Below are 14,830 nucleotides of genomic sequence, written 5' to 3'. Positions count from 1 at the left end.
GAGTGGAGAACCGCGTAGTCTTGACCGCTTGTATCGCAGAGGCTGAACCCCTGCGTTACACACCCGCCGGACTGCCTGCCCTTACGCTGCGACTCGAACACGAGTCCTGGCAAACCGAGGCAGGCCACCCCCGCGAAGTCAAGGCCGCCATGAAAGCCGTTGCCTTTGGTGCAATGGCTGAGCGTCTGGCAAGGCAGAACATCGGAAGTCTCTGGACTTTCAGTGGATTTCTGGCCACCCCACGCAATGGCAAGACCGCAGTGCTTCACATCCAGGATATTCAACAAAATTAATTTTCAAGGGGTCCGCAATGGCCACGTTCAAGAAGTTCAACAAAGACAAGCGCCCAAAGCGCAACACCCAGTCCCTGCTGTTCAAGCGCAAGCGCTTTTGCCGCTTCACGGTGACCGGTGTTGAAGAAATCGACTACAAGGATGTCGACACGCTGCGCGATTTCATCGCCGAAAACGGCAAGATCATCCCCGCACGCCTGACCGGCACGCGCGCCATCTTCCAGCGTCAGCTGAACACCGCCATCAAGCGCGCTCGCTTCCTGGCCCTGGTGCCTTACAGCGACCAGCACAAGATCTAAGGAGCACAACCCATGCAAATCATCCTGCTCGACAAGGTTGTGAACCTCGGCAACCTCGGTGAAATCGTCAAGGTCAAAGACGGCTACGCCCGCAACTTCCTGATCCCCGCTGGCCGCGCCCGTCGCGCCACGGAAGCTGCCAAGGCAGAGTTCGAAGCCAAGCGTGCTGAACTCGAAAAGGCCGCAGCTGCCAAACTGGCAGAAGCCCAAGCCCAAGGTGAAAAGCTGGCAGGCACCACCGTCAAGCTGACACAAAAGGCTGGCGTGGATGGCCGTCTGTTTGGTTCCGTGACCAACCACGACATCGCTGAAGAGCTGAACAAGCAAGGCTACAAGGTTGCCAAGGCCCAGATCCGCCTGCCCAACGGCCCGATCAAGGTCGTGAGCGAAAGCACCGTGAACGTTGCTCTGCACACCGATGTGGTGGTGGAAGTGACCGTGTCGGTCTACGGCGAAACCGCCTGATACACCCCGGTGTTTCATCAGAAGCCGCCCTCGGGCGGCTTTTGTCTTTTGTTCGCGCCATTTGTACATGATTGCCCACCGGTAATCCACGGATTACCCACAGGCTTGTCCCCCGGCCGTTGCTCTGATGTGGCAAGTGCCGGGAATGTATTTCGTCAGGCTCTGTCCGGAGAAACCCATGTCTGCTGTCTTTCCCCCGTTGGATGACCAAGGCTTCGCGCCCCCTCCCGACCGCGAAATCGCCCAGTTGCGCGTGCCGCCGCACTCCATTGAGGCGGAGTCCAGTGTGTTGGGAGGGCTGCTGCTGGACAACAACGCCTGGGACCGCGTGGGTGACCTGCTGGTGGAGAGCCACTTCTACCGGCACGAGCATCAGATGGTCTATTCGGCCATCGGTGCGCTCATCAATGCCAGCAAGCCGGCCGACGTCATCACGGTGTTCGAGCACCTGCAGAACCAGGGCAAGGCGCAGGAAATGGGGGGGCTGGCCTACCTGAACAACCTGGCGCAGTACGTGCCGAGCGCGAGCAACATCCGCCGCTACGCGGAAATCGTTCGCGAGCGCGCCATCCTGCGCAAGCTGGTCACGGCCAGCGATGAAATCTCCACCAACGCGTTCAACCCGCAGGGCAAGACGGTGGAGCGCATCCTGGACGAGGCCGAGGCCAAGATCTTCGCCATCGGCGAAGAAGGCTCGCGCACCAAGCAGGGCTTCCAGTCGCTCGACACCCTGGTGATCGACCTGCTCGACCGGGTGCAGGAGATGGCGGACAACCCGGTGGACGTGACTGGCGTGCCCACCGGCTTTGCCGACCTGGACCGCATGACGTCCGGCCTGCAGGCGGGTGACATGGTGGTGCTGGCAGCCCGCCCATCCATGGGCAAGACCTCGTTCGCGGTGAACATCGCCGAACACGTGGCGCTCAATGAAGGCCTGCCGGTCGCTATCTTCTCGATGGAAATGGGCGCCGCCCAGTTGGCCGTGCGTATCGTCGGCTCCATCGGCCGCGTGAACCAGGGCAACCTTCGCACCGGCAAGCTCACGGACGACGAGTGGCCGCGCCTGACGGAAGCGATTGAAAAGCTGCGCACGGTCTCGCTCCACATCGACGAGACGCCTGGCCTGACGCCGGGTGAGCTGCGTGCCAATGCCCGCCGTCTGGCGCGCCAGTGCGGCAAGCTGGGCCTGATCGTGGTGGATTATTTGCAACTCATGAGCGGCTCGGGTTCCTCCAGTTCGGACAACCGCGCCACCGAGCTGGGCGAGATCTCCCGGGGTTTGAAGATGCTGGCCAAAGAGCTGCAGTGCCCGGTGATCGCGCTGTCGCAGCTCAACCGCTCGGTGGAGCAGCGCACCGACAAGCGTCCCATGATGTCCGACCTGCGCGAATCGGGCGCCATTGAGCAGGATGCCGACATCATCATGTTCATCTACCGCGACGACTACTACAACAAGGACTCGAAGGAGCCCAACGTCGCGGAGGTCATCATCGGCAAGCAGCGGAACGGGCCCACTGGCACTGTGAAGCTGTTCTTCCAGAAGAACCAGACGCGTTTCGAGAACCTGGCGATGGGCTCGGGCGACGATTTCTAATGAAAATAGCTGCTGGCGCTTATCCTGTAAGCGCTAGCAGCTATTGAATTTATAGCATTTTCGCAGTGCCCGGGTGAAGGTGCCGTGCAACGCCTGTGTATTCGCCTTTGTTGTGTGCTGGTGGCCCTTACTGTCGCAGCGCCCACACCATCAAACCTATACAGCCCGCCGCCAGAACACCCACGGCCACCATGAGCTGTCGATGGCGCTGGCGCAGCACTTCCACGGCCTGCACCACCTGGGCGTTCTGTTCGGCCAGGGACTGGATCAGCGCCGCGGACTCCTGCTGTTCCTGCTCCAGCCGCGCGACACGGTCGCGCAGATGCTGCAGATGCAGGGTGACCGGAATGGCGGGCTCGCTGCCGGCACCTTCGAGTGCATCTGCAGCCGCCTCGGCATTTCCTTTTTGGGTGGTGCCCAGCAGCTTTCTGGCCGCTTGGAGGATCTGGGGCGTCGCCTCGATGACGTCGCCCCAGGGCACCAGTTTCAGTGCTGCAACCCAGCCCACCGCCAACTCAAAGCACCTCGCTGGCGAAATCTGCCAGGCGTGAGCGTTCACCCCGCGCCAGCGTGATGTGCCCACTGTGCGGCCAGCCCTTGAAGCGGTCCACTGCAAAGGTCAGACCCGACGAGCCTTCGGTCAAGTAGGGGGTGTCGATCTGTGCCAGGTTGCCCATGCAGATGATCTTGGTGCCGGGGCCGGCCCGCGTGATCAGCGTCTTCATCTGCTTGGGCGTCAGGTTTTGTGCCTCGTCGATGATCACGTACTTGTTCAGGAAGGTACGCCCGCGCATGAAGTTCATGCTCTTGATCTTGATGCGGCTGCGGATGAGTTCGTTGGTGGCAGCCCGGCCCCATTCGCCCGCATTGCCGCCATCGCCCTTGGCAAGGAACTCCAGGTTGTCGTCCAGCGCGCCCATCCAGGGGCCCATCTTTTCTTCCTCGGTGCCGGGCAGGAAACCGATGTCCTCGCCCACGCTCACCGTGGCACGGGTCATGATGATCTCGGTGTAGCGGCGGTCGTCCAGCACCTGGGTCAGGCCTGCGGCCAGGGCCAACAGGGTCTTGCCGGTGCCGGCCGTGCCAGTCAGCGTCACGAAGTCGATCTCGGGGTCCATGAGCAGGTTCATGGCGTAGTTCTGCTCGCGGTTGCGCGTGGTCACGCCCCACACGGCGTTCTTGGCCGAGCCGTAGTCCTTGAGCGTCTGCAGCACCGCTGTCTTTTCGCGGATTTCGCTCACGCGCGCAAACAGGCTGGGCTCACCGGGGGCCTCGAAGTACACGAACTGGTTGATCATCAGCTGCGGCACGATGGGGCCGCCGATGCGGTAGTACGTGTGGGCGCCACTTTGCCAGCTCTCCACATTCTTGCCGCTCTTGGCCCAGAAATCGGGGGGCAGTGCCAGCACGCCGGCATAGAGCAGGTCGCCGTCTTCCAGCGTCTTGTCGTTCTGGTAGTCCTCGGCGTTCAGGCCCAGGGCACGCGCCTTGACGCGCATGTTGATGTCCTTGGACACCAGCACCACTTCGCGCGGCGCATGCAGCTTGCGCAATGCCTCCACCACGCCCAGGATCTGGTTGTCGGCCTTGCCCGGTGGCAGGCTGGTGGGCAGGCTGTAGTCCAGCGGTGCGGTCTGGAAGAACAGGTGGCCGCCGGCGGCGCGCTGGCCTGTGGAATCGAGCTTGAGGCCGTGGGCGATGTCGGCGCCGTGCACGCCAGCCAGGGCGTCCAGGGTGCGGCTGGTCTGGCGGCCGTTGCGGGCGACCTCGGTCATGCCCTTCTTGTGCCCATCCAGTTCCTCCAACACGATCATCGGCAGGAAGATGTCGTGTTCTTCAAAGCGGAACAGGCTGGTGGGGTCGTGCAACAGCACGTTGGTGTCCAGCACAAAAAGCTTGGTCGGGCCTTGCGGGGCGGACTTTCTGCCACGCGTGGTGGAGGGTGCGGCAGCGTTTGCCATCGTGGGTGCGGCACCGGTGGTGCGCGCCTTCCGTGTCGTGGTCGTACGGGTTGCGGGCTCCGGCGCGCGGGCGCGGGTCTCGACCTGGACGAGCGGTGTAGTGGCCGGTATGGCGGTCGCTGATGCCACGCTGTCGGCCTTGCGTCCCGGGCGGGCTGCGGGTGTTGCGCGCGCGGCGGGCGCCACCACGGGCTCGTTGGCAGAGGTCTGTGACACCCGAGGGCGGGCCGTGACTTCAAAGGCTTCTGGCGCGAGGAGTGCAGCGCGCCGGCTGGGGGCGGGGGGCAGGGGCATGGTGGCAGGGCCTCGGTCGGTAAAAGAAATGAAATAGGGGGTCAGAAAGCAAAAAGCCGCCTGGAGGCCAAGGCGGCTTTTTGGGGAGGGACAAACGTCGCGGTAACCAGGGGCATAAATCCATTATGCCTACTCCCGATGTCTTGCCTGGGCAAAACAAGTGGGGTGTAGCGTCAATGCCCCAATGTGCGGATCAGGCGGCCTTTTTCAGGGCCTTGATGGATTTGACGGCTTTCAGGACTTCATCCACATGGCCGGGGACCTTGAGGCCACGCCACTCCTGGACCAGAAGGCCATCGGGGCCAATCAGGAAGGTACTGCGCTCGATGCCCTTGACCTTCTTGCCGTACATGATCTTGTTCTTGACCACGCCGAACATGTGGCACATTTTCTCTTCGGTGTCCGCGATGAGTTCAAAGGGCAGCTCCAGCTTCTCCTTGAAATCGTCGTGCGACTTCATGTTGTCGCGGGACACGCCGAACACGGCGGCGCCCGCCTTCACAAAGTCCTTGTACTTGTCGCGAAACTGCATGGCCTCCGTGGTGCAGCCAGGCGTGTTGTCCTTGGGATAGAAGTAGAGAACCAGAATTTGGCCAAGGTGGGAGGTATTGGAGACCTTGAGTCCACCAGTAGCGTTGGCTTCAAATTCAGGGAGGGGTTTGTTGACAACGATCGCCATATCACTTCAATCTCTCAGGATGTAGTCGTTGATAAGCCGGGGGAGCTAGTGTGTTATTGCTCTTGGTGGTGCCCCCGACCGCAACCGGTGATTTTACCCCGAAATCGCCCCTCGGCCAAATGTAAGACAGTGTGTCCGGCAAGGAGCGCCGGGCATCTAGGCAAAGCGCTGCATAGGTGTCGGTGCCGAAGCTGGGGCCTGAATGGCAGGCTGCAGACCTGCCATTCAGGTTTCCAGGATCAATGCCGCCACCACGTTTCGCCCTTCGCTGGCGAGAATGTTGTAGGTGCGGCAGGCGGCCGGGGTATCCATGGTCTCCAGCCCCAGTCGGCGGGCGATGAGTGGGGCCAGCCAGGCCGGCGGCGGAAACCGGTTGCGTGTGCCACTGCCAAAAATGATCAGCTCTGTCTCCAGGGCGGCCAATTGCGCGAAGTGTTCGGGTGTCAGGTCTTCAAAACGTGTGCAGGGCCAGGCTTCGCGCAGGCCATTCGACCCGATGATGACGCTGTGCGTGATCCTCTCGGCATCCACGCCGATCCAGCCTGGGCCGTAACCGCTGATGGTTTGTGCGTTCGAGCGGTCGGGCTGGAATTTCATGGATGTTGGCGTGGGTTGCAGGCGGTGGCACTGCGGGTGGGCCGGGGCGCAGGGCCCAGGGGCGCTTGTGATCTGTGGTCAAATTATAGGTTTCGCCAAGGTGCCAGCCGCTCTGGCCGCCACCTGACCCCACTGCACCACCGTCAGCGCATGAAAACCGTCCAAAAATCCGCCAAGCTCGCCAACGTCTGCTATGACATCCGGGGGCCCATCATGGACGCGGCCAAGCAGATGGAGGAGGACGGCCACAAGATCATCAAGCTCAACATCGGCAACCTGGCTGTGTTCGGGTTTGATGCGCCCGAGGAGATCCAGCTCGACATGATCCGCAACCTGCCCAATTCGGCGGGTTATTCGGACAGCAAGGGCATCTTTGCAGCGCGCAAGGCGGTGATGCACGAGACGCAGAAGCAGGGCATCAAGGGCGTGATGCTGGACGACATTTACCTGGGCAATGGCGCCAGCGAGTTGATCGTCATGGCGACCAATGCGCTGCTCGACAATGGCGACGAGCTGCTGCTGCCCTCGCCCGACTATCCGTTGTGGACAGCGGCGGCCAGCCTGTCGGGCGGCACGCCGGTGCATTACCTGTGCGAAGAAGCCAACGGCTGGATGCCCGACCTGGCCGACATCCGCTCCAAGATCACGTCCCGCACCAAGGGCATCGTGGTCATCAATCCGAACAACCCAACGGGCGCACTGTATTCGGACGCGCTGCTCAAGGGCATCGTCGCCATTGCGCGCGAGCATGGTCTGGTCATCTTTGCGGACGAGGTGTATGACAAGGTGCTGTACGACGGCGCCAAGCACACGGCCATCGGCTCGCTGAGCGAGGATGTGCTCACACTCACCTTCAATTCACTGTCCAAGAGCTACCGCTCCTGCGGCTATCGGGCCGGTTGGCTGGTGGTATCGGGCGACAAGAAGCCCGCCAAGGACTACATCGAGGGGCTGAACATGCTCTCGAACATGCGCCTGTGCGCCAACGTGCCCGGCCAGTGGGCGGTGCAGACCGCGCTGGGCGGTTACCAGAGCATCAACGAGTTGGTGGGCGATGGCGGACGCCTGCGCAAGCAGCGCGATCTGGCCTACGAACTCATCACTGCCATCCCGGGCGTGACCTGCGTCAAGCCGCAGGCGGCTCTCTATATGTTCCCGCGCCTGGACCCTGCCGTGTACCCCATTGAGGACGACCAGCAGTTCTTCCTGGAACTGCTGCAGGAAACCAAGGTCATGCTGGTGCAAGGCACCGGCTTCAACTGGGCCGCTCCCGACCATTTCCGTATCGTGTTTCTGCCCCATGAGGATGACCTGCGTGACGCCATCGGCCGCGTGGCACGCTTCCTTGAGCAGTACCGCAAGCGCAAGCAGGCAGTGGCTGTTGCTGCTGCCTGAGGTGGCGTGGCGCCGAGTGAGCCTATCTTCCATGCGCATTCGCTCTGATGTTCACCGGGCCTGGCGCTTCATGGCGTGCGCGCTGGCGTTCGCCGCTCCATTGGTGCCTGTACAGGCTGCAGATAACAAAGGTGCCGTCAGTTTCCAGCACAAGGACTGGGCACTACAGTGCGACAACACCCGCACCTGCCGGGCTGTGGGCTACCAGCCCGAGTCGGGCGACTCCGAGCCCGTCTCCATCCTCCTGACCCGCGACGCCGGGCCTGACACGCCGGTACTGGTGGGTTTTCAGGTCTCTACGGAGAAAACCACCCCTGCATCGCTGCACCTCAAGGTCGGCAAGCTTTCATTGCCAGGCCTCAAAGGCGACGCCCCGCAGGTGGCGGCAGGCGACGTGCCTCGCCTGCTGCAAGAGCTGCTCAAGAACGAAGAAGCCACCCTCGCCGCCGGCAAGGACCGGTGGGTGCTGTCGCTCGCCGGGGCCAGTGCCGTGCTGCTCAAGATGGACGAGGCCCAGGGCCGTGTGGGCACCCCGGGCGCGCTGGTGCGTCGTGGCACGCGGCCTGAAGCCTCTGTGCTGCCGCCCTTGCCGGCACCGGTGGTCAAGGCTGTGAGCCCCCTGCCCACGCGCAAGGGCGATGCAACGCTGGCCAAGCCCCTGATCGCGGCGCTGGACCGCGCCAGCGCGGAGGGCCAGTGCAATGGCGACGACCCCTTCAACCTAGCCAACGTGCAGGTCTATCGTCTGACGGAGCGCAAGTTGCTGCTGTCCGTGCCCTGCGGCATGGGGGCCTACAACTTCACCAGCCTGCTGTGGATGGCCAACGACCGGCCCCCGTACAAGCCTGAGCCCGTGCAAGACGTGGACGGCGAATTCGATCCCGCCACGGGCAGCGTGCATTCGGCCATGAAGGGGCGCGGCATCGGCGACTGCTGGTGGGTGCGCCAGTGGCAATTTGACGGCCAGGGTTTTGTGCTGACCAGCGAGTCCGGCGACAGCATGTGCCGTGGCTTTGCCGGTGGCGCCTGGCAGTTGCCCAGCTATGTCACGCGGTGATTGTGTGCTGCGCCGTATCGCCTCCTATTCCATCCCCTCTTAAAAAAACTCTTCCCACCATTGCTATGAAACCCATCCAAGTAGGCCTTCTGGGCATCGGCACCGTCGGCAGCGGCGTGTTCAACGTGCTCGCGCGCAACCAGGACGAGATCAGCCGCCGGGCTGGCCGTGGCATCGAGATCACCATGGTGGCCGATCTGGACGTGGAGCGTGCCAAGTCGGTAGTGGGTGCTGACATCCAGGTCGTCAACGATGCCCGCGCCATCATCGCCAACCCCGACATCGACATCGTCATCGAGCTCATCGGTGGCTACGGCATCGCCCGCGCGCTGGTGCTCGAAGCCATCGCCGCCGGCAAGCACGTGGTCACCGCCAACAAGGCGCTGCTGGCCGTGCACGGCACCGAGATCTTCGCGGCCGCTTCGGCCAAGGGCGTGATGGTGGCCTTCGAGGCCGCCGTGGCCGGTGGCATCCCGATCATCAAGGCGCTGCGCGAAGGCCTGACCGCCAACCGCATCCAGTGGATCGCCGGCATCATCAACGGCACCACCAACTTCATCCTGTCCGAGATGCGCAGCAAGGGCCTGGACTTCGACGTGGTGCTGAAAGAAGCGCAGCGCCTGGGCTACGCCGAGGCCGACCCCACCTTCGACATCGAAGGCGTGGACGCCGCGCACAAGGTCACGCTGATGAGCGCCATCGCTTTCGGCATCCCGGTGCAGTTCGACAAGGCCTACGTCGAGGGCATCACCAAGCTCGGCGCTGCCGACATCAAGTACGCCGAGCAACTGGGCTACCGCATCAAGCTCCTCGGCATCACCAAGCGCGTCGACAAGGGCGTGGAGCTGCGCGTGCACCCGAGCCTGGTGCCCTCCAAGCGCCTGATCGCCAACGTCGAAGGCGCCATGAACGCCGTGGTGGTACAGGGCGATGCCGTGGGCACCACGCTGTACTACGGCAAGGGTGCGGGCAGCGAGCCCACGGCCAGCGCCGTCATTGCCGACCTGGTGGACATCGCCCGCCTGCACACGGCCGACCCCGAGCACCGCGTGCCGCACCTGGCCTTCCAGGCCAACACGCTGACCGATGCCATGGGCACGCTGCCGGTGCTGCCCATGAGCGAAGTGGTCACCAGCTACTACCTGCGCCTTCGCGTGGCCGACCAGGCCGGCGTGCTGGCCAAGGTCACCGGCCTGCTGGCCGAGGCGGGCGTGAGCATCGATGCGGTGCTGCAGCGCGAAGCCGATGAGGTCGGTGGCGAAGGCTCCACGCAGACCGACCTGATCATCCTGACCCACGACACCCGCGAAGGCACCATGGACGCCGTGATCGCCCAGATGCAGGCGCTGCCTACGGTGCTGGCGCCCATCACGCGCATCCGCAAGGAGGAACTGAACTGATGCTGTACATCTCCACCCGCGGCCACGCCGACCACAAGCGGTTTTGCGACATCCTGCTGGAGGGCCTGGCGCCTGATGGCGGCCTGTACCTGCCCGAGCACTACCCGAAGATCAGCGATGCCACGCTGACCAAGCTGCGCAAGGCCTACCACGAGCAAGGCTACGCCGAGCTGGCCTTCCAGATCCTGTCGCTGTACATCGACGACATCCCTGCCGCTGACCTGAAGGCCCTGTGCGCCAAGACGTACACCGCTGAAGTCTTCGGCACCGGTGAGATCGTGCCCCTGCGCCACCTCGAAGACGGCCTGTGGCTCGAAGCCTTGTCCAACGGCCCCACGCTGGCCTTCAAGGACATGGCCATGCAACTGCTGGGCAACCTGTTCGAGTACGAGCTCAAGCGCCGTGGCGAAGAGCTCAACATCCTGGGTGCGACCAGCGGTGACACCGGCAGCGCCGCTGAATACGCGATGCGCGGCAAAGAGGGCGTGCGCGTCTTCATGACCAGCCCCCACGGCCGCATGAGCGCCTTCCAGCAGGCGCAGATGTTCAGCCTGCAGGACGAGAACATCCACAACATCGCCATCGAAGGTGTGTTCGACGACTGCCAGGACATCGTCAAGGCCGTGAGCAACGACTTGGCCTTCAAGCGCAAGTACAAGATCGGCACCGTCAACTCCATCAACTGGGCGCGCCTGCTGGCGCAGGTGGTGTATTACTTTGCGGGCTACATCCAGGCCACGGAGACCAACGACCAGAAGGTCAGCTTCACGGTGCCGAGCGGCAACTTCGGCAACGTCTGCGCGGGCCACGTGGCGCGCAGCATGGGCCTGCCGATTGACAAGCTGGTGGTGGCCACCAACGAGAACGATGTGCTCGACGAGTTCTTCCGCACCGGCGCATACCGCGTGCGCGCGGCGGCCGACACGCACGAGACGTCAAGCCCGTCGATGGACATCAGCAAGGCCAGCAACTTCGAACGGTTCATCTTTGACCTGCTGGGCCGCAACGGCCAGCGCACGAACGCGTTGTTTGCCAAAGCGCTGCCCGCCTATGGCAGGTTCGACTTGAGCGCCGAACCGCTGTTTGCCGAAGCCGCCACCAAGTACGGTTTTGAAAGCGGCAAAAGCACGCACGCCGACCGCCTGGCCACCATCAAGGACAACTTCGAGCGCCACGGCGTCACCATCGACACCCACACGGCCGATGGCGTGAAGGTGGCGCGCGAGCACCACCAGGATGCCAAGGTGCCCATGATCGTGCTGGAGACGGCGCTGCCCATCAAGTTCGCCGAGACCATCGTCGAAGCCCTGGGCCATGCGCCCGAGCGGCCCGCCAAGTTCGCGGGCATCGAAGACCTGCCCAAGCGGGTGCACGTCATGCCTGCCAACGTGCAGTTGGTGAAGCAGTACATCGAGCGCCACTGCGCGCCAGCCCTGTAGGCGGGTGGCCAGACAATCCAGGGACGTTTTGCTGCTGCGCAGGCGGTAGGCGGCTCCGGATGGCTTGATTTGGTATAAAAAATGCCCCTGGCGCTTGTCTGATAAGCGTTAGCAGCTATAAATACAATAGCTAACCAAGGAGCAGTGGATGAAGGTTGTCGGTTTTGCCGGTTTTTCCGGCAGTGGCAAGACCACGCTGGTCGAGCAGTTGATCCCCGAGCTGCGGCTGCGGGGGCTGCGCGTGTCGGTGGTCAAGCATGCCCACCATAGTTTCGACATCGACCACCCGGGCAAGGACACGTACCGCCACCGCGAGGCAGGGGCCTTCGAGGTGGTGGCTGCCTCGGACAAGCGCCTGATGCTGGTGCGCGAGTTTGAGCAACCCGCCACGCTCAGTGTGCACCACCTGCTGGCCGAGCTGTACCAGGGCGTGGACTGGGTGCTGGTCGAAGGTTTCAAGGACAGCGACCTGCTCAAGGTGGAGGTGTGGCGCGCGCCCGAAGCCGGGCAGCTGGCCAAGCCCGTGCGTTACCCCGAGGACGACTTTGTGGTCGCCGTCGCCACCGATGCCCCGCAGGGCCTGCCTGCGCCCACCCAATTGCCCTTGCTGGACCTCAACGCGCCCGCCCAGGTGGTGGACTGGCTGATCCAGAACCAGCACCGCTTCGACTACGACTGCGAGCTTTATGGGGTGGGTCTCGCATGAATCGCCCGAATGCGCCCTTGAAGCCCCTCGATGAAGCATGGGCCGACCTGTTGTTGCAGGCCGTACCTCTGCAAGGCACGGAGAAGGTCACCACCTTCGATGCGGACGGCCGCGTGCTGGCGCAAAACTGCATTTCTGCCCTGCAGGTACCCCCGCAGGACAACAGCGCCATGGATGGCTACGCCGTGCGCTGCGCGGATGTGACGGCTGTGGGTGTAGCGCTGCCGATCACCTTGCCTGTTTCGCAGCGCATCGCGGCGGGCAGCGCGGGTGATCCGCTGCTGCCAGGGTCGGCTGCGCGCATCTTCACGGGTGCTCCGGTGCCTGCGGGTGCCGATGCGGTCCTGATGCAGGAGGACTGTGAGGCGTTGGCCTCTGCCACCGAGGGTGATGGCCTGGGCCAGGTGCGCCTCAACGCCGTGCCCAAGCGGGGCCAATGGATTCGCAGTGCAGGTGAAGACATCACCCGGGGTGCCGTGGTGCTGTCGGCAGGCACACGCCTTACCCCGGCCGAGCTGGGCCTGGCCGCCAGCATAGGCTTGCACCAGTTGCAGGTGGCGCGCCGCCCGCGCGTGGCGCTGTTCTCCACGGGCGATGAACTCGTCATGCCTGGCGAGGTGCCGCCCGAGCAGATGCGCCCCGGCGCGATCTACAACAGCAACCGCTTCTTCCTGCGCGCGATGCTGCTGCGCCTGGGCTGCGAGGTGACCGACTTTGGCATCGTGCCCGACCGGCGCGCCGCCACCATCGACGCCCTGCGCCAAGCCAGCAGCGCACACGACCTGATCCTGACCAGCGGCGGCGTGAGCGTGGGCGAAGAAGACCACATCAAGCCTGCAGTGGAAACGCTGGGCACACTGGACCTGTGGCAGATTGCCATGAAGCCCGGCAAGCCGTTTGCCTATGGCCGCATTGGTACTGCCCATTTCATGGGCTTGCCGGGCAATCCCGTGTCGAGCTTTCTGACCTTTGCGCTCCTGGTGCGGCCGTTTGTGCTGCGCCTGCAGGGTGTGGAGGACGTTGCTCCTCAATCCATTGCTGCCCGCGCTGATTTCACCTGGCCCAAGGCCGATAAACGCCGCGAGTTTCTGCGCGTGCGGCACAACGCGGCGGGCGGGCTGGACCTGTTCAACAACCAGAGTTCGGGCGTGCTCACTTCTGCCGCCTGGGGCGATGGCGTGGTGGACAACCCGGCGGGCCAGACGATTGCATCCGGCGATACGGTGCGGTTTATCTCCTTTGCGGAGTTGTTGTCATGAAGATCTCCGTGCGCTACTTTGCCTCCATCCGTGAGGCCATTGGGCAAGGCAGCGAGGCGGTCGAGACGTCTGCCACCACGCTGGGTGCCCTGCGCGACGAACTCATCGCACGTGGCGGCGCCCACGCCAGCAGCCTTGCACGTGGCCGGGCCGTGCGCATGGCGCTCAACCAGACCTTGAGCGATGAATCCGCCATCCTGGCCGATGGGGCCGAGGTGGCGTTTTTCCCCCCGGTTACGGGCGGCTGACGCCAGGCAGCGCCCGCAGGCGCTGCTCCAATGCCTCAGAGGCCGCCATCATGGGGGCCCGCAGGCTGTTGCACATCTCACCGACATGGGCCAGCATGGCCTTGAGCGGGGCAGGGTTGGGCTCTGCAAAACACGCTTCCACCCAGGGTTGCAGGGCCTGCCACAAGTGGCGGGCTGCGGGCAGATCGCCCGAGCGCAGCAATGCGATCAACTCCACAAAACGCGGCGTCTGCCAATGCGCGCTGGCCGAGATGGCTCCTGCACCGCCAAGGGCCAGCGTGTGGAAGATCTGCGCGTCTTCGCCCGTCAGCACCTGCAACCGGCCATCGGCAATCAGGGCCTGCGTCTTGGCGGGGTTGCCGCCGCAGTCCTTGATGGCCTGGATGCGCGGATGCGCCGCCAGCGCCAGCAGCGTCTCGGTGGTGAGCGTGGCGCCGGTGCGGTACGGAATGTCATAAATCAGCAGCGGCACCGCGCTGGCGTCGGCCAGGGTGCGGAACCAGTGCAGCAGGCCTTCTTGCGAGGGGCGGATGTAGTGGGGGGCGGACACCAGCAGGCCCGCAACCGGGTAGTGCGCAAGGGCCCGCACCTGCTCCAGCACCTGGCCCTGGTGGTAGCCCGACACGCCCATCACCACGGGCAAGCCCTGGGCGGCGCTGAGCACGGTCTCCAGCACCTGCAGTTGCTCGGCCTTGTCGAGGGCCGCAGCCTCACCGGTGGAGCCGCAGGCAACGAAGCCCGAAACACCGTCGGCACGCAGCCGGGCGGTGAGGGCGGCCAGGGCCGGATGGTCCACGGCGCCGTCCTTGAACGGCGTGACCAGGGCGATCCACAGCCCGCTGAAGGGGGGGCGGGTGGGCGCCGGGAGGGTGGCCGGGGGTGTAGCGGGGGAAGGTGTCGTCAGTGTGGGCATGCGTAGCGTCCTTTCAAGGTTCGACCAAGGGAAGAACCGTCCGAAAAAGAACGCGCGGAATGCCGGGGAGGGAAGAAAAAAGAAGGGGGATTTCTCTACCAGGTGGTTCCGTCGCTCATCCGGACGGAACCACAGCTCCGGTCAGATGAGCTCTGGTTTTTTGGCTTTGACCACGCACCGCAATGCCACCGCAGAAGCGGTGGTCATGGCAAAGAGGGTGTGCGTGGGCAT

Annotated in this window: 16 protein-coding genes; 11 read left to right on the top strand and 5 right to left on the bottom strand. The window is 63.9% G+C overall.

Annotation, left to right across the window (positions count from 1 at the left end; genetic code table 11):
* Positions 1 to 2 precede the first annotated feature (2 nt).
* From priB to dnaB, 4 genes are all read left to right on the top strand, one after another.
* Positions 3 to 293: a primosomal replication protein N gene (gene priB, locus ASE39_RS25585; protein ID WP_010463825.1), complete on the top strand. Its 291-nt coding sequence runs from the start codon at positions 3 to 5 to the stop codon at positions 291 to 293.
* Between the two features lie 17 nt (positions 294 to 310).
* Positions 311 to 592 carry a 30S ribosomal protein S18 gene (gene rpsR, locus ASE39_RS01260; RefSeq protein ID WP_005795932.1) on the top strand — a complete coding sequence of 94 codons (282 nt, stop codon included), beginning with the start codon at positions 311 to 313 and terminating at the stop codon, positions 590 to 592.
* A 12-nt stretch (positions 593 to 604) separates the two neighbouring features.
* On the top strand, positions 605 to 1,057 hold the full coding sequence (gene rplI / locus ASE39_RS01255; RefSeq protein WP_010463838.1) for a 50S ribosomal protein L9: 453 nt from the start codon (positions 605 to 607) through the stop codon (positions 1,055 to 1,057).
* A gap of 178 nt (positions 1,058 to 1,235) precedes the next feature.
* Complete coding sequence (gene dnaB, locus ASE39_RS01250; RefSeq protein ID WP_010463840.1) at positions 1,236 to 2,651, top strand: replicative DNA helicase; 1,416 nt, start codon at positions 1,236 to 1,238, stop codon at positions 2,649 to 2,651.
* 127 nt (positions 2,652 to 2,778) lie between these two features.
* On the opposite strand, the gene ASE39_RS01245 is transcribed toward dnaB, so the two are convergent.
* The 4 genes from ASE39_RS01245 to ASE39_RS01230 all read right to left on the bottom strand — a co-directional run bounded on the left by ASE39_RS01245 (position 2,779) and on the right by ASE39_RS01230 (position 6,182).
* Positions 2,779 to 3,165, bottom strand: a complete 387-nt coding sequence (locus tag ASE39_RS01245) for a hypothetical protein (protein ID WP_057226849.1) — start codon at positions 3,163 to 3,165, stop codon at positions 2,779 to 2,781.
* A gap of 1 nt (position 3,166) precedes the next feature.
* The gene (locus ASE39_RS01240) at positions 3,167 to 4,906 is read right to left on the bottom strand and encodes a PhoH family protein (protein ID WP_057269943.1); all 1,740 of its coding nucleotides are present in this window, start codon (positions 4,904 to 4,906) and stop codon (positions 3,167 to 3,169) included.
* 193 nt (positions 4,907 to 5,099) lie between these two features.
* Complete coding sequence (locus ASE39_RS01235) at positions 5,100 to 5,585, bottom strand: peroxiredoxin (protein ID WP_010463846.1); 486 nt, start codon at positions 5,583 to 5,585, stop codon at positions 5,100 to 5,102.
* A 225-nt stretch (positions 5,586 to 5,810) separates the two neighbouring features.
* Positions 5,811 to 6,182 carry an Mth938-like domain-containing protein gene (locus ASE39_RS01230; RefSeq protein WP_057269942.1) on the bottom strand — a complete coding sequence of 124 codons (372 nt, stop codon included), beginning with the start codon at positions 6,180 to 6,182 and terminating at the stop codon, positions 5,811 to 5,813.
* A gap of 150 nt (positions 6,183 to 6,332) precedes the next feature.
* Here ASE39_RS01230 and ASE39_RS01225 point away from each other — a divergent pair, with 150 nt between their 5' ends.
* The 7 genes from ASE39_RS01225 to moaD all read left to right on the top strand — a co-directional run bounded on the left by ASE39_RS01225 (position 6,333) and on the right by moaD (position 13,686).
* Complete coding sequence (locus ASE39_RS01225) at positions 6,333 to 7,577, top strand: pyridoxal phosphate-dependent aminotransferase (protein WP_010463850.1); 1,245 nt, start codon at positions 6,333 to 6,335, stop codon at positions 7,575 to 7,577.
* Between the two features lie 31 nt (positions 7,578 to 7,608).
* Positions 7,609 to 8,634 carry a DUF1176 domain-containing protein gene (locus tag ASE39_RS01220; RefSeq protein WP_242421340.1) on the top strand — a complete coding sequence of 342 codons (1,026 nt, stop codon included), beginning with the start codon at positions 7,609 to 7,611 and terminating at the stop codon, positions 8,632 to 8,634.
* A 65-nt stretch (positions 8,635 to 8,699) separates the two neighbouring features.
* Entirely contained in the window at positions 8,700 to 10,034 is a 1,335-nt protein-coding gene (locus tag ASE39_RS01215; protein WP_057269941.1) for a homoserine dehydrogenase, read from the top strand.
* Entirely contained in the window at positions 10,034 to 11,473 is a 1,440-nt protein-coding gene (thrC, locus tag ASE39_RS01210) for a threonine synthase (protein ID WP_057269940.1), read from the top strand. Before ASE39_RS01215 ends, thrC begins: the two co-directional genes overlap by 1 nt.
* A 148-nt stretch (positions 11,474 to 11,621) precedes the next feature.
* Positions 11,622 to 12,179, top strand: a complete 558-nt coding sequence (mobB, locus tag ASE39_RS01205) for a molybdopterin-guanine dinucleotide biosynthesis protein B (RefSeq protein ID WP_057269939.1) — start codon at positions 11,622 to 11,624, stop codon at positions 12,177 to 12,179.
* Positions 12,176 to 13,438 carry a gephyrin-like molybdotransferase Glp gene (glp, locus tag ASE39_RS01200; protein WP_057269938.1) on the top strand — a complete coding sequence of 421 codons (1,263 nt, stop codon included), beginning with the start codon at positions 12,176 to 12,178 and terminating at the stop codon, positions 13,436 to 13,438. The genes mobB and glp overlap by 4 nt, the downstream gene beginning before the upstream one ends.
* Positions 13,435 to 13,686, top strand: coding sequence for a molybdopterin converting factor subunit 1 (moaD, locus tag ASE39_RS01195; protein WP_057269937.1), 252 nt, complete (start codon positions 13,435 to 13,437; stop codon positions 13,684 to 13,686). The genes glp and moaD overlap by 4 nt, the downstream gene beginning before the upstream one ends.
* Here moaD and dapA read toward each other — a convergent pair.
* Positions 13,673 to 14,599 (bottom strand): 4-hydroxy-tetrahydrodipicolinate synthase, encoded by a 927-nt coding sequence (gene dapA / locus ASE39_RS01190; protein ID WP_057269936.1) that lies wholly within the window; start codon positions 14,597 to 14,599, stop codon positions 13,673 to 13,675. The two genes, moaD and dapA, sit on opposite strands and share 14 nt — an antisense overlap.
* Positions 14,600 to 14,830: the final 231 nt, after the last annotated feature.

Source organism: Acidovorax sp. Root267 (assembly GCF_001429215.1).
GTDB lineage: Bacteria > Pseudomonadota > Gammaproteobacteria > Burkholderiales > Burkholderiaceae_C > Acidovorax > Acidovorax radicis.
Note: the sequence above shows the minus strand (reverse complement) of the source record. Positions and strands in the feature narration are given on the sequence as shown.